Source organism: Ekhidna sp., from assembly GCF_965228795.1.
Taxonomy (GTDB): domain Bacteria; phylum Bacteroidota; class Bacteroidia; order Cytophagales; family Cyclobacteriaceae; genus Ekhidna.
On sequence record NZ_OZ245839.1, the window covers coordinates 3,050,285 to 3,065,657 of the forward strand.

A 15,373-nucleotide genomic window follows, 5' to 3' on the forward strand; every position below is an offset into this window, starting at 1 on the left:
TTTTCGTTTTTGTGCCTTTCAATTCTTTTTCTATATGAAAAATGTAATCGAAGAATAAATAGAATATAAACTTTATGATTAGAAATACACTTATTACCACTTTCATACTTTTAGTTGGAAACCTTTCAGTTTTAGCTCAGATGGACACCATTGTTCATAACCTTGTCCTTCGACAGGAAACTGTAAATAAAGCAGGAAAGGAAGTAATTGGTATGACGGTAAACGGCGGAATTCCAGGTCCTACTTTACGCTTTGAAGAGGGCTCCTACGCAGTTATATATGTAAAAAACGAAATGGACGTGGAAACCTCGATACACTGGCATGGGTTACTATTACCCAATTTTTATGACGGTGTACCCTACCTCACCACTCCGCCAATTGAGCCTGGCCATACCCAAAAATATGAGTTTCCTTTAAAGCAGGCCGGAACCTACTGGTACCATTCCCATACCATGCTGCAAGAGCAAAGTGGTGTTTATGGTTCGTTTGTAATCGAGCCAAAGGAGGAAACCCTGGATTATGACAAAGAGTTGGTGATGGTCCTCTCAGATTGGACTAATGAAAAACCAATGAGCGTTCTCCGTTTTCTAAAAAGAGGAACGGAATGGTATAATTGGCGAAAAGGAACAGCCACACCACTGAATCAGGTAATCGCTCGTGGAGCGCTGGGAGCACAGCTTAATTTTTGGAGGCAGAGAATGGAAAGTGCCGACATAGCAGATATTTATTACCCGGCATTTTTGGTGAATGGCGAGCAAAAGCAAGAATACCCTGATTTCAAACCAGGAGAAAAAGTAAGGTTGAGGATTATCAACGGAGCAGCTTCTACACAGTTTTGGATGACTTTTGGTGGAGGGGAGCCTACCATTGTTTCTGCCGATGGCCTGAATGTAGAACCAGTTGCCCACAACAAAACCTTCATCGCAATAGCCGAAACGTATGATTTTATTGTGACCATGCCAGATGAAGGAAAAATAGAGTTTAAAATCACTGCTCAGGATGGATCCGGTACCGCATCTGCGTTTCTCGGACAAGGTGAAGTGCTACCAGCACCCTCAGTACCCCGACCTGACAAGATTGGCATGATGATGAAAATGTCCAAGATGGATATGCGGATGGGTGCCCCTGCCCTGAAGTATCGCCCCAAGAAAGACAAACCAAAAGAGTTGATGAGTAAATGGGGGATGCAAATGAAGGATGAAATGAGCGGAATGGAGATGGGCCACACCAAAAACGACATGAAAATGCATGAAGGGATGGATATGGAAAATGACAACTCTGAAAAACCTCAAATGAGTGGAATGGGTGACAGTGCAATGAATATGTTTTCTGAGTATAACTATGATTACCTCAAGTCCACAGAAAGTACAACCTACTCGAAGGATTTACCTGCTAAAGAAATACTCTTAAACCTGACGGGTAACATGAGCCGCTATATCTGGAGTATGAATGGCATACCCCTTGCTGAAACAGACAAGATTAAAATCAATGAAGGAGAGGTAACGAGGATCACTTTCAACAACCTCACCATGATGCACCACCCAATGCACTTGCACGGACATTTTTTCAGGGTAATTAATGAGAATGGCGAGTATTCGCCCCTAAAGCATACTGTGAATGTGCCACCGATGCAAAAGGTAACGATTGAGTTTTATGGAAATGAATATGGCGACTGGTTTTTTCACTGTCATATCCTGTATCACATGATGGGTGGTATGGCGCGTGTAATAAGTTATGATACACCCCGAGATCCACGAATGGAGCCGTATCCTGTGTCTAAACTTGTGCATGAAACCAATCAGTTTTATACCTGGGGAATGGCTGATGTTGCCTCTCATACAAGTGCACTAAATGTGGTTTCATCCAACATCCGCAACCAGTTCAATTATACATTAGAATATGGTTGGAATGAAAATATTGAAACTGAGTTTTCTTATGAATATTACCTCTACGATTATGTCCGTGTCTTTGGTGGCGTAAATGTTGAGAATACTACACAAAATAGTCTGGATGATATAAAAACCACGGCAGTGGCTGGTATCCGATGGTTCACACCATACATGTTTAATGTGGACTTGCGGATTGATAACGAACTGAGACCAAGGGTAGGCATAGGCCGATCTGTGATGCTTTTCCCAAAGTTTGTTGTTTTTGGGTATTATGAATATCAGCTGGATGCTGGATGGATAAACACGCTTGAAAATAATGCTTCTTATGAAGAGGAAATCGTGTGGAATGCAGGTGCGGAGTTTCTCTTATCCAAAAACTTTTCGTTGATGGGGAGCTATGACAACCGCTTTGGTGGCGGGGGTGGCTTGTCCATCCGTTTTTAATAATGGGTTTAGGTATAGGAGTTACGTAACAATTGTTACAAACTTCTACTTAAATATTTACTAATATGGAAAGAACTAAATAGTTAAAACATGAAATGAGCATAAAAACAGAATCCTAATTATACTAACCAAAGGATGAATGTTTTTGATGTGAATTCCATGCCTGCGTGCCGAAATGTAATATGGCATGCAGGCAAGTGACCTTTTAAAATCAAATTATATAGACATGAAATATTATCACGAAAAAACATTGAAAGACGCAAGCTTCGAAGAAGCTATACAAAAAATAACGGACGCCCTGAAAGAAGAAGGGTTCGGTATTCTTACAGAGATCGATGTAAAAGAAACCCTGAAGAAAAAGCTGGATGAAAACTTTCGGCCTTATAGAATTCTGGGAGCCTGCAATCCGCCTTTCGCTCATAAAGCATTATTAACTGAAGATAAAATTGGCGCGATGCTACCCTGCAATGTGATCGTACAGCAAGTTGATGAAGGGGTTGAGGTCGCAGCAGTAGATCCGGTGGCCTCTATGCAGGCGGTAGCAAACGAAGGTTTGGAAAAAATAGCTCTCGAAATCAGGGATAAACTGAGGTCAGCTATTGACAGCCTCTAGTTTTTTTCACTTAATTTTTTTTAATAAAAAACTGACTGTAAGCTGAAAATCATGATGTAAGGTTGTTACTAAGCAAAGTATCAGCTCTTGTGTCATTCACCTATTAAATTAAGATATGTCTGAATACAACAAAAACAGCCTTAGCCTCACCGGAGCAGTGGCACTAGGTACGGGCGTCATGATTGGTGCGGGAATTTTTGCCCTGCTAGGCCAAGTAGCAGAGTTATCAGGAGCACTTTTCCCGGTCGCTTTTCTGATAGGTGCAATTATATCCGGATTTAGTGCCTACTCATATATCAAAGTTTCCAATGAATATCCCTCTGCGGGTGGTATAGCTATGATCCTTAAGAAGGCTTACGGTAGAGGTACCATGACAGCTGCTGCCTCCCTGCTCATGGCTTTTTCCATGATCATCAATGAGAGTTTAGTGGCCAGGACTTTCGGCACCTACACCCTACAGCTTTTTGATGTTGGGGATAATACCTTTCTGGTACCTATTCTCGGAGTTGTACTTTTAGTGATTGCCTTTTTAGTCAACATCTCAGGAAATAACATCATTGGTAAATCGTCACTTGTTATGGCGATTGTAAAAATTGGGGGAATTGCCATTTTTGCTATTGGTGGTCTATGGGCGGCCGGGTTTTCCTTAGAGCAAGCTTTGCCACAGCCTCAGGCACAAGAAGAATATTCGGTTGCCAGCTATTTAGGAGCGTTGGCCTTATCCATATTAGCTTATAAAGGGTTTACCACTATTACGAATAGTGGTGGAGAAGTTAAAAATCCTCATAAAAACGTTGGTAGAGCTATTATCATCTCACTACTCATCTGTTTAGTGATCTATTTGCTCGTTTCGTTAGCGGTCTCTGTTAATTTGTCTATTCCTAAGATCATTGAAGCTAAGGATTATGCTTTAGCCGAGGCTTCTCGCCCGGCCTTTGGTAAGTATGGTTTATGGTTTACTGTAGGTATTGCTATTGTAGCCACTGTTTCAGGAATTATTGCCAGCATTTTCGCTGTGTCTCGAATGACTGCCATGCTTACCGATATGGAGCTAATTCCACATAGCCATTTAGGAATGCCAGGAAGAATTCAAAAGCACATGCTGGTTTACGTTGTAGTAATAGCCATCATTCTTACCGTATTTTTTGATCTCAGCAGGATTGCCTCTTTAGGTGCTATCTTTTATCTTATTATGGACATTGCCATACACTGGGGAGTGCTCAGACATCTCCGTAAAGAAGTAAAAGCTAAAGCCGCCATAGTCATTACAGCAATTATTCTGGACACGGTGGTTCTTGGAGCTTTTTTATGGGTGAAGGGTACCAGTGATATCCTGGTCGTTATTGTTGCGGCTGTCTCCATGGTATTGATTTTTGCCGGTGAAAAGTGGTTTTTAAGGGTAAAGGAAAATGCTGAATCTGACATGGAATAGTGATTCATATATTATTTGCGATCATTTCCGATTATATAAATATCTTTTTTCAATTTTTATTCTTAGTGCTCCCGTTCATCATTACCCTCCATATAATTACCCTGTGGTCCTACGCCCTCTATGTGCACCAACTGGGCGCCATATTGCCCCGTAATGCTTACTGAAACCCCAGCTAATAGAGCCACAGCGAAAACAACCACTTTCATCCATCTCATTTCCATAGGAAGTGAGCCGGTAACTGCATAAGTAAAGCGGCCCCTGACAGGTAGATGGTGCGGTATGCCAGATATCGTGCTCCTCTAATACTAAGCTGGGCATTATCCTTCAGGCCGTGCGTATGAGGATGTAATAAAGTACTCGAAAGATAGACACCTATGAAGCCGAATAATAAAAGTAGGCTCACTACCCAATCCAGGGCAGCTTTTTGAAAAATCACATTAATTAGTTGCATTTGCTATTGGATCAATATTCTTTTCACCGCTGAAGCACGTCCACCATCAAGAGTGCTACTGACTTCCAATCTGTAGAAGTAAACACCTTTTCCAATAGGCTGGCCTGAGTAGTTGGTTGCATCCCATTTCAGATATTCTATTCTTCGTGGGCTATCATCGAAGGTGTTAGTCCAACTGCTTACTTTGCGACCATGGGTATCATATATCTCAAGCGAAACAACCAGCTCTTCACCAATTCTGTCATGCTCAAAACTGAACGTAGTGCTGCTACCGGCAGATATAGGGTTGGGATAATTTATTACATCGTATAAATTCAAAATGGGCTTATCAGATACCCTGAACTCAATAGGCCAACTGGAGGAGTTATTGTACGTATCCCAAACGGTTAACTCCGCTATGTAATAGCCGGGTTCCAGATTTTGGATGGGATAAACAATGGTTCCCTTGGTGTAATCATCCAGCTCTGCGGTATAAAAATCATTGAGTATGATGGGTTCTTTATCATTAAGTACCAATTTTAGACTTTGACTAAACCCATTGGTGCTTATACTGATCCCACTTTCATCGGATAGTTTAGCAATAAAGAGGCTGTTCGATCCTACTAGGTCACCGTTTTTAAAAGTAGGTTCGTTTAGGTAGAGTTGTGCAGAGGGTGATTTGGTATCCTGTACCGCATCACGGTCAGTACCACCCAATACAAAACTTCTCGAAGCGCCAGATGCATCGATGTTGTCTTGTTCGCTGAAAGCGTAAGCCGTAATTGTTCCGTTTTGATATCTGTATGAGGAGTTTTTAGGCATAATAAAGGTTGTCTCAAAAGCACCGTTCGTCACCGAGACTGCTCCTCGAAACAGAGCGTTTTCTTGTTCTTGGTATTCGAAGGGGCTGTTGTCTAACCCCAAAGTATAGCGCTCTCGCGGAATATCCAATACGGTTACAATGGCGGATCCATTAAAATAGGTTGCCTCTGTCGAATTGTCAAACACCTTACCCGAGATCGTCACCTTCTCTAATGCACTTAGGGTATCCGTTTCACTTTCCAGCTCGTCAAATACTATTTCATACCCGGGATAATTTAGCATCAGCATGGGATCACCCATTAAGGCAAAATTACGATTGATAGGACCTGCCAGACTATTATTCTTCGTTTGCCTGATCACGTCTCCAAGCCGAGGATAGCGCCCATTTTGCTTAGATAGCACTGCCTCCTGAAATGCTTCGTTTAACGGTAGATTAGTGGAAGAGAAAACGGCACGTGTAGTTGTGAGCAAGGCAATAGCACCACCATTCGGGTTAAGCATCATGTTTTCCCCACCAGATACAAAGATGGGATTGTCATACTGACCAAAGTTGCAAGTGGCGGTCATAAACAAAGGTAGTCTATGTCTGTTTTTTAGTTCTTCCAATAGTGGTATGGTAATGACTGTTTTTAACCTATTCTCTTCATTACGCTGCATAAGTGCAGAAGGGCTACCATGTCCTAGAAAGTCCAGAATCAGTGCGCCCTCAGTCATTTTATCCAAGAAAGCATCCTGCATGGATTCCACAGTTTTGAAATTGTCAAGATAGAGTCGATCCACATTTACCTCGGCATATCCCTCTCTCACAATTTTGTTGACTGTCTCTGACTGTCTCATGTGTACCGCACCATCGCCATCATCAGCCATATACACCGCCTCAGACCTCCACTTGCCCAGCGCATTTACACTGGTGGCATACCTGATGATTTTATTTACTACATCGTCTGCTTCTTCCAGGTTTTTTACAGGCAGTCTGCCAATACCCACATCAAGGGTGTGATCGGTATAACCTATCGGGAAACGAGTGCCGTTGTAAAGCTCCAGCACGCCTTCGTCCCAATAGCCTTCTTCATCCTCCAAAAACCCAAAATAATCGTCAGAGGAATGGCTGTAAAGTCGGTGGAATGATTGCCTGGACTCGTATACTGGCACAAAATTGGTATTGTTGTTCAACCTGTTTTTATAATCATACGAGGCATCACCCATCAAAAGCACGTACTTCAGTCGACCACCGTTCTGCCAAACATATCTGATGAAATTTCGAATGGCCGAAATATCTTGTCTGCCGCTTGAAAATTCATTGTAAACCTGATTGGTAGTAACTACTGCCACAGACAATCCATCATTACTTTGATGGAAATCGGCCAGTCGTTCAGCAGCATTGAGAAAGACAGGTGCGGAAATGATCAAACCATCTATACTGGTTTGTCCTTTAATATTCTGATTGGTCACTTCGCCAAAAAAAGATGGATTGGGGAAATCACTTCCCTGGAATATGATGTACTCATTCAGCAGAGTGTCTTGTGCAGACCCGAAGCGGATGCCGTTACCAGCTTTTACAAACTGCTGTATTTTTGGGGATACCGGATCAGTGATATCCCATAGGTTTATATCATCAGGATCGGCATTCTGGATCTGATAACTAATGGCATTACCTACAGACAGGGTGCTTCTAAATTGTGTTTGGTTACCATAGAGCTGCAAGTTCCTTTTGAAACCTAATATGAAGTAGTCAATATAAGCTCTGCCAGAAGAGCTGGCTCCTGCATCAAATCTGAAGGTAAGTCTCAAGTCATTGGAAGAAAAATTGTTTCTTGAAAACACACCATAGCTTTCCGTACCGCGAAAAGTATACCTCACCCTGGAAAAATCGCTGTAGCTGGTAACCGATGGAATGGAATCAATCGCTACAGTTCCAAGTGTATTTTGATTAAGTAGCAATTCGAAAGAACCAGGAGATTCTGACTGACCAATCAGGCGGGTAAAAACTCCTACCGAATCCAAAATACCCGGGATCTCATAGTTGAAATCCTGTCTGGAAACTCCACTGGATCCTCCGAAGCGCTCACCAAACCACTCCCTTCCCGAGCCCAGGATATTGGTTTCATCTTTTTCGTAAGTGAGGTAGTCATCAAAAGTATTAATAGTAAGAATGCCTTCACCTTGTGATGCCAAATCTTCCAGTTGCAATCCGGCATCCCCACCGAATGTTAGAAAATAATAGGAAGTATCTGAATAGAGGTTTTTCTCATAGCTAAGCGACCCGTCCGTTTTTATCTTTGTCTTATCAGGGCCTTGAGCAAAAAACAAAAGGTAATCTTCGTTATCGAGTCTACCATCTTGCGTACCCTTCCTCAATAGCGGTATTTCCGGGGGATCCCTGTACCAGGCAGCACTGTTTTCCTGCGGGAGCATGCCACCGTTAAACCCGTACACTTTAATGGTGTTAGCATCCAGGCTAGAGACATTAATACCTAATACATTGGTAATAAGGTCACGATCTAACTTATAAATACCACCCTGCGTAACGCCCAGCTTATACCACGAACCCTCAGAAAACACACTCTGCCCACGTACCACCAAAGTGAACGATACCAGAATGAGCAGATATGTGATTCTCAGATTCATTTTTGGTCATTTATTCGTTGACTTTAAAGTCAAAGCTAATCCGTACCTTTTCCCATTCCAGCGAGATCTGTCCTCCATCATCATCTTTTGCTACGGTGTAAGTCAGCTCTTCTTTTACTTCGGACAGCTCTTCTGGCGTCACAGAAAATCTCATTACATCCTCATCAGCTGAGTACTCGTCAGCACCATGCTGATCCCAGTTTTTGTTGAGTATGACCGTCCATTCTTCTTTTCCAGGAATGGTGAAAAAGCCATATTTGCCTTTTGGGAGTACCTGTCTATTAATGAGCAGTTCTTTGTTGGTGTCCAGCCAGGTAGCTCTATGTGCCCCTGAAACCCACACTTCATCGTAGGCTACCAGTCCACCAAAAATAACCCGGCCTCTAACACGTGGAGAGGAGTAATCGATATGCACGTGAGCGTCATTTATCATGGCCATGGCACTGGTATGAGGGCTTTTAGGCTTCCCTTCACTTTCACTTGCTCCTTCTTTAGCCATATCATGCCCCTCATGTTCATCAGAAGCTTCTGAGGCTGGGTGTTCATGGGCATCATCATGGCCCTCTTCTTGGGTATCAGAAGTTTGACTTGTGCATCCGGAAAAAGTGAACGCAGCTATTGTAAGAGTGTAGATTAGTTTTTTCATAGGTTTTAATTGTTATTTAGTTTAACGTTTACATTTTTTAAATCAATATCTGAGAGCTTCTCCAGCTTACCTTGCTGATAGTACCTATCTATTTCTGAAAGCTTGAATTCAACACCTGGTTTGGGTTTGTAATTGATGTAATCCTGGATTTGGATACTATTGATATTCCTGGGATTGGTTGCTTCCCGGAATCGAATACCACCACCATTGGTTTGGTATTCATAAGCAAAATAGTCCATACTGTAGTCCTCACTATCGAACCAATAGATAAATACATCCTCGAAATCTTCTCCGCCCCCCTCTTGTCTAAATGTCACTTGAATCTTATGATATTCTTTGTCAAGAACCTTGACTTTGTCGAGATAATTCTTAATTACCGAAGCGTCATTTAGTCTGTAGGGTAAAAATGCGAAGTAAATGACGGAGTTTACCGAATTAGCGTAGGCGTTTTGCCTTTCTGCCACGAGTTCCTGCACTTCACCGTTGATGTAGCGTGTAAAGCCACTATTGGTAAGCACATCATAGGTTTCCGTTCCAGTACTGTCTATGTAGAGACGCGTATATTCAAACTGATTTTCTTTCATTTTATAACTATATGATCTGTCCCTAAAATCAAAGGATGCTTCCGTATTAGCTAATAAATGAAGATTGCTTCTGGCTATGGCAGAGTCTACTACTGCCTGTGCCTTAGGGTCAGTTGTTGTGCTAGCTGATGGATTACACCCGACAAAGAGCAAACCCAGTAGAATACCTAAATAGATGTCACCCTTTATTTGCATCCTCTTGAAAATTGCAGGTGAATGACTTTCCACATGTCTTGCTCTACGCGCATGGATAGGGTAATTAATCCAGAAGAATTGATTTCCCGGCCATGCATTTTTCCCCTGATAAAATACTTGCCTCTCACCAGTGCCATCTGTTTAGTAGTGAGGCTCTCATCCACTTCGATCAGGAACGACATGTCTTCCATTTCTTCTATTTCTTTTCCTAAGTGCCCATCCCGGTAGTGTTCCCAGGAATCATCAATAGATCCTTGCTCGTAGACCTTAGTCTTATCAGAAAAGCAATTATTAAGGGAGTGTAGATCTTTTGCATTGATGGCATCCTGTATCCGCTGAATGAGTTCATCTATCCCTTCTTTTGGAGTAGCAATATCTTCCCTGGAAAGGGCTAGATATCGGTTAACTTTATACGTGTCATGAAAGTCATCGTAAGCTGTAATTGAGCCTGAGCTGAAATTAGTGTCTATCAGGTCATGAAATTTATGATTGTTGGGATAGGCATTTTTGAGGTTTTCAACGCTTAATGGAATAATATCTGAACTCAGAAGCTTACCGAAATAATATGCCTTTTTTTGACGCATGTTTCCATTTTCATCCAATCCGTCATCTACGTAGTTTGAATATAAAATCAAATGACCTATAAAGATTATCTCATAGCTTACATTGTTTTCAAACCTGAAATCCCTCCCTTTGCAATCTCTATAACCATAAACCTCTTCTTTGTTTAAGTCTATCTTTTGTTTATTGTGAACAACTCGAAATGACCCTCTTTTTTTATGTGTATTAGGTTTGATCTTATGTTTTTCGGAGCTACAGTCGATCTCGTATGTTAACTGATCATTTTCATATGCTTGAACATTTAAATAAATACCACTTCTGATCTCTTCATTTGATTGACCAAACGCCACAGCATTGAGAAAGTAGGGCAGTAAAAGGAAAATATAGTATTTCATAGGTATAAAGTTTTTTGTTTATTCATTTGTTTTGATCATGCAATGGTAAATTCTTCATCGAGGTAACCTGCTGAATTTAGATTTAACAATTCAATGCCTTTCTTTCTAAGATAAAGCCCATTCCTGTAAGGCTTAAGCCAATATCACACAATCTTGATAGTGAATTAAGTACCTGCGTATTTCTGTTTGTATTCAGAAAAACCTGATTCAGATAATCCGGAGCAGGAATAGTAAGTCGTGCCTTGTCAATGGCTTTGCATTGATGCGTCAGTAGATATTCTGCCTGATCTCCCAAATAATCATTTAATTTTCTCATGCTCTTTTTATTTTATAATTAAGTTTCGGCACCACCATTACAGCTACCAGCAGGAGTACTACGCCAATAAAAGGAAACGGCCAGGTTTTATCCATGGTGTACAACCACATGCCCAAAACAGGGCCTGCCACCTGACCAATGCTATTCATAGAAGTTTGAAGTGATAGATTCGTTCCCGTATGATCCTGATCAATAAATGAGACCATGGCAATAAGGTTGGGGGTAACCATGGCGCCACCAATTGCAAAAGCTACGATAGTGCTATAAACATACATGTCGGAATTCCACAATGAGAATACAAACATGGAAATGGAGGCTATGCCAAAACCGAAAAGAAGCTGTGCCTTGATAGAGACCTTCTTTTCATCCAAACTGGCGAAAACAGGTTGTAAAACCGCCATGATCAAGCCACAAAGCATAAAGCCCAAGCCTATTTGTGACGTGCCAAAAGTCAGAATGTCTTTAGCATATACAGAGAAAACTGTTTCAAATAAGGTAACTGCTAGTTGTAGCACTAATGAAAGAGATAAAAGCAGCATAAACCCATGGCCAACTTTCAGTTTTGATTTTTGTGCTTGCAGTAGTGTTCCTGACTTATTATTCTCCGGATTTTTAAGCCAAGCCAAGGTCACCAGTAGAATCAAAATACCTAATAGTGCAATTACAAGAAAGGGGACACTAAATTTGTCCAGCAAGAAATGTCCGAAAGTCGTACTAAAATGTAAATTGGTCTGTGCCAAAAATCCACCAATCATAGGTCCTGCAATGACTCCTGCGCTTACTGCCACTCCGGACCAAGCCAACACCTTCCTTCGGTGGGTCCTATCAGTGAGGTCGCTGAGGAAAGCATTGCCAACGGGGATAACCGAAGATGAGAAGATCCCTCCAAGGATACGGGCTACATACAGCATGGTTAAGGAAGTAGCAAGCCCTGTTAAAAATTGCATAATAACAAAACCAAGCATCCCCATCACAATTAGTATTTTGCGGCCAAAACGGTCAGATAACTTACCCCAAACTACCGCAAATAATAGTTGAAAAAACGGGTATATACTGGTGAGGATGCCAATATGATAGTTAATATCTTCATCTGCCACTACACCGGACTTTAATGCCAGCCGCTCGGTATAGTACGGCAATACAGGGAGTAGTACTCCATAACCACTCATCACCACGAAGATGCAGAACAATATAATTGCTATGTTCCTATTATTTAAATTCATACGTTGGTGGTTTCGTCAACTAGCTACCGGTAATCTATTGTCTAAATAAAAATCTATACCCTCCAGATCATCTACATAATCACCCAAATCAAATAACTCTTCGCTATGAAACACACCACTCTTTATTTCATTATCCAAGAGTAAACAAGCAGTTTTCACAGTTGCCATAGCAGTTCCATTAGCTTCTCTATGCCCAATGAGGGAAGCCTCCATCTGCACCATGGTGTCATACTCATAGCCATACGCTTTTACCTTGACAGCATAGACATCTGATCCGTATTTGAATGCGTTAAGCAAATGCTTATAAATACTTCTAACTGGCTTATATTTCAATAACTTGAAAAAACCTATTCTGGCAAGCAAAGCAAACAGGGCAGTAATTCTTCTATTTTCAAAACAAATCCTTGTTCTAACACTACTTGCCCCAAGCGTTTCTGGCAGCACGTGTTGATCAGAAAAATTGAATGAATAGGTGGTATGTTTTCCAAGACCACCCGGAAACTGTGTTTGTTTTCCATCTCTAAAACTATTCACCTTAGTCAAACGTCCATTTAGTAAAATGGCATAGTCCCTTTGAATTGTATCTAAAATCCAGTTAATGGACGCCTCACCATGGTTGTCTCCCAAACCCAACAGCAAATGAATATCAATGTGGTCAACTTTTTCCATATATGATACACAGTGCTTGGCGAGTAGATTAGATAGCCCCGGATCCAACCCCACACTCACAATTCCGGTTGCCCCATGCCTAATGGCCATTTCATTAAGGTCCTTAATTTGCTCTATTAGCTTATAGGTAGCCGTTATATCAATATAATGGACACATTGTTCGAAGCACTGACGCACGAATTTGGCGTCTGGCATATCAACCACCATGATCACCAAAAGAATATCCTGTAGTTCCTCATTTGGAACCACTCCGGCAATATCAATTTGTCGGGCCAGCACTTTTCCTCCAGTGCTGGCCGCAAATTGACGGGCTTTTTCTAGGCTTCTACCTGCCGCAATCACCTGATCAGGATAATGTTCAGATAACCCCAGGCATATTCTGCCGCCTACATCCCCATAGCCACCTACAACCAATATCTTGTCTTTCTTCATTAGCACTACTTACCTATTTTCTTTTTGAGCAGCTGTGCATTGATAGCTACGATGATGGTACTCAAACTCATAAATACCGCACCTACAGCAGGCCCTAATACAAAGCCGGATGTGTAAAGCACCCCTGCCGCAAGAGGAATGGCAACAGCATTGTAGCCGGTAGCCCATATCAGGTTTTGGATCATCTTGCTATAAGTAGCCTTACCAAAAAGAATCAGATTGGCAATGTCTTGCGGGTTGCTATTGACCAAAATAATGTCGGCTGTTTCGGCCGCTACATCGGTGCCTGAGCCCACGGCAATACCTACGTTGGCCTGCGCCAGCGCAGGCGCATCATTCACCCCATCACCGGTCATGGCAACAAATTCATCTTTGGCCTGCAGGTCTTTCACAATTTCTACCTTCTGGTGTGGCAATACCTCTGAGTAGTATCCGTCCAGACCTAGTTCTTCACTTACTGCTTTGGCGACTATTTCATTATCACCGGTGGCCATCATCACTTTGATGTTGTTGTTTTTAAATATTTTGATCGCTTCGGCACTTTCCGGTCTGATCTCATCAGCCAGGGCGATGTACCCGGCCAGTTTATTATCCACCAGCACAAATACAACTGTCTCCGCAGCACTGCTGTAGGCACCATCTGGTATGGAAATGTTCTCATCTTTCAGATAACCCGGGCTCACTACTTTCACATCTTTCCCTTCCACTTTTGCTTCTACCCCTTTACCGGTAATGGCATTGAAGTTTTCCGGTTTGGGTACAGCTATGTCTTTCTCTTTTACTTTTTTGATAATACCAACGGCAATAGGATGTTCCGAACTTTGCTCCAAAGCACTGGAAAGCCTCAATAGTTCGTCTGCCTCAAATTGCTGATCTACCGTCTCTACACGGGTAACGCCAAAATCGCCTTTGGTCAGTGTTCCGGTTTTATCAAAAACGAGGGCCGAGATCTTTCTTGATTCCTCAAAAGCAGTCCTGTTTCTAATCAGCAGACCATTCTGTGCCGAAACCGCAGTGGATATGGCAACCACTAATGGTATGGCTAAGCCCAGCGCATGTGGACAAGCAATGACCATGACAGTAACCATTCTTTCCAGGGCATATACGAAAGGAAAGCCTAAAAACAACCAGGCAGCCAGCGTACCAAAACCAATGGCCAATGCAATATAGGTAAGCCACTTAGCGGCACGGTCTGACAAATTCTGCATTTTTGACTTAGACTTTTGCGCCTCTTGTACTAGCGTAATTACCTTATTGAGGTAGCTGTCTTTACCTGTATGCTCTACTTTTACTTTTAGTGAGCCATTGCCATTGAGTGACCCTCCGATTACTTTATTCTCCAGGCCTTTTTTTACCGGTTTGGATTCCCCGGTCAGCATGGATTCATTCAGGTAGCTTTCCCCCTCTACGATAATGCCATCAGCCGGAACTTTTTCACCTGGTTTAATCAAAATAATATCATCTTTTTGCAGGTCTTCCAGCTTCACATCTTCTACCGTGTCACCTTTGACCCGATGCGCTTCTGAGGGCATCATGCTTACCAGTAACTGCAGAGCTTTTGAAGCTCCCAGTACGGATTTCATTTCCAGCCAGTGGCCTAGTAACATGATATCAATCAGGGTGGCCAGTTCCCAGAAGAAATCCTCCCCTTCAAGGCCGAACACTGTCGCGGAACTATAAAAATAAGCAACACTAATGGCCATGGATATTAAAGTCATCATGCCCGGGGCACCTTCCTTCAGCTCATCCTTCAATCCTTTCAGAAAAGGCCAGCCTCCGTAAAAATAAACTATGGTAGAAAGCCCAAACAGAATGTAAGCATTGCCCGGCAGCAGCCACTCATAACCGAAAAATCCCTGGATCATTGGCGAAAAAACAAGTATAGGTACGGTGAGTACCAGCGATATCCAGAACCGCTTTTTGAAGTCCTCAATCATCATTTTATGATGATCATGTCCCATTTCACCATGCCCGGGGTTGTGACCCGAATGACTACCATGGCCGTGACCTTCATGTCCGGAATGATCTTCATGCTTTTTACTTTCTTCGTGCTTATGGTGTGTGTGATTATGCTCTTTATGATTTTCCATAATG

Annotated in this window: 13 protein-coding genes; 3 read left to right on the top strand and 10 right to left on the bottom strand. The window is 42.1% G+C overall.

Going from position 1 to position 15,373, the window contains the following annotated elements:
- Nucleotides 1-140 precede the first annotated feature (140 nt).
- The 3 genes from ACQK2H_RS13715 (at nucleotide 141) to ACQK2H_RS13725 (ending at nucleotide 4,378) form a co-directional block, all read left to right on the top strand.
- Nucleotides 141-2,333, top strand: coding sequence for a multicopper oxidase domain-containing protein (locus tag ACQK2H_RS13715; protein ID WP_420578688.1), 2,193 nt, complete (start codon nucleotides 141-143; stop codon nucleotides 2,331-2,333).
- Between the two features lie 226 nt (nucleotides 2,334-2,559).
- Nucleotides 2,560-2,946, top strand: coding sequence for a DUF302 domain-containing protein (locus ACQK2H_RS13720; RefSeq protein WP_420575408.1), 387 nt, complete (start codon nucleotides 2,560-2,562; stop codon nucleotides 2,944-2,946).
- Between the two features lie 115 nt (nucleotides 2,947-3,061).
- The gene (locus ACQK2H_RS13725) at nucleotides 3,062-4,378 is read left to right on the top strand and encodes an APC family permease (protein WP_425391976.1); all 1,317 of its coding nucleotides are present in this window, start codon (nucleotides 3,062-3,064) and stop codon (nucleotides 4,376-4,378) included.
- 62 nt (nucleotides 4,379-4,440) lie between these two features.
- On the opposite strand, the gene ACQK2H_RS13730 is transcribed toward ACQK2H_RS13725, so the two are convergent.
- The 10 genes from ACQK2H_RS13730 to ACQK2H_RS13775 all read right to left on the bottom strand — a co-directional run bounded on the left by ACQK2H_RS13730 (nucleotide 4,441) and on the right by ACQK2H_RS13775 (nucleotide 15,369).
- Nucleotides 4,441-4,593, bottom strand: coding sequence for a hypothetical protein (locus tag ACQK2H_RS13730; RefSeq protein ID WP_425391977.1), 153 nt, complete (start codon nucleotides 4,591-4,593; stop codon nucleotides 4,441-4,443).
- Nucleotides 4,590-4,829: a hypothetical protein gene (locus tag ACQK2H_RS13735; RefSeq protein WP_425391978.1), complete on the bottom strand. Its 240-nt coding sequence runs from the start codon at nucleotides 4,827-4,829 to the stop codon at nucleotides 4,590-4,592. The genes ACQK2H_RS13730 and ACQK2H_RS13735 overlap by 4 nt, the downstream gene beginning before the upstream one ends.
- A gap of 3 nt (nucleotides 4,830-4,832) precedes the next feature.
- A complete protein-coding gene (gene porU, locus ACQK2H_RS13740) occupies nucleotides 4,833-8,258 on the bottom strand; it encodes a type IX secretion system sortase PorU (protein WP_425391979.1) in 3,426 nt (1,141 codons plus the stop codon).
- A gap of 10 nt (nucleotides 8,259-8,268) precedes the next feature.
- A complete protein-coding gene (locus ACQK2H_RS13745; RefSeq protein ID WP_425391980.1) occupies nucleotides 8,269-8,904 on the bottom strand; it encodes a DUF2911 domain-containing protein in 636 nt (211 codons plus the stop codon).
- A 5-nt stretch (nucleotides 8,905-8,909) separates the two neighbouring features.
- Nucleotides 8,910-9,683 carry a DUF6503 family protein gene (locus ACQK2H_RS13750; protein ID WP_348284285.1) on the bottom strand — a complete coding sequence of 258 codons (774 nt, stop codon included), beginning with the start codon at nucleotides 9,681-9,683 and terminating at the stop codon, nucleotides 8,910-8,912.
- Entirely contained in the window at nucleotides 9,674-10,639 is a 966-nt protein-coding gene (locus ACQK2H_RS13755; RefSeq protein ID WP_348284284.1) for a nuclear transport factor 2 family protein, read from the bottom strand. The genes ACQK2H_RS13750 and ACQK2H_RS13755 overlap by 10 nt, the downstream gene beginning before the upstream one ends.
- Nucleotides 10,640-10,721: 82 nt before the next feature.
- Nucleotides 10,722-10,955 (bottom strand): hypothetical protein, encoded by a 234-nt coding sequence (locus tag ACQK2H_RS13760; protein ID WP_350204926.1) that lies wholly within the window; start codon nucleotides 10,953-10,955, stop codon nucleotides 10,722-10,724.
- The gene (locus ACQK2H_RS13765; protein WP_425391981.1) at nucleotides 10,952-12,178 is read right to left on the bottom strand and encodes an MFS transporter; all 1,227 of its coding nucleotides are present in this window, start codon (nucleotides 12,176-12,178) and stop codon (nucleotides 10,952-10,954) included. The genes ACQK2H_RS13760 and ACQK2H_RS13765 overlap by 4 nt, the downstream gene beginning before the upstream one ends.
- 15 nt (nucleotides 12,179-12,193) lie before the next feature.
- Nucleotides 12,194-13,279: a saccharopine dehydrogenase family protein gene (locus ACQK2H_RS13770; RefSeq protein WP_350204924.1), complete on the bottom strand. Its 1,086-nt coding sequence runs from the start codon at nucleotides 13,277-13,279 to the stop codon at nucleotides 12,194-12,196.
- A 5-nt stretch (nucleotides 13,280-13,284) separates the two neighbouring features.
- Nucleotides 13,285-15,369 (bottom strand): copper-translocating P-type ATPase, encoded by a 2,085-nt coding sequence (locus ACQK2H_RS13775; RefSeq protein WP_424963883.1) that lies wholly within the window; start codon nucleotides 15,367-15,369, stop codon nucleotides 13,285-13,287.
- Nucleotides 15,370-15,373: the final 4 nt, after the last annotated feature.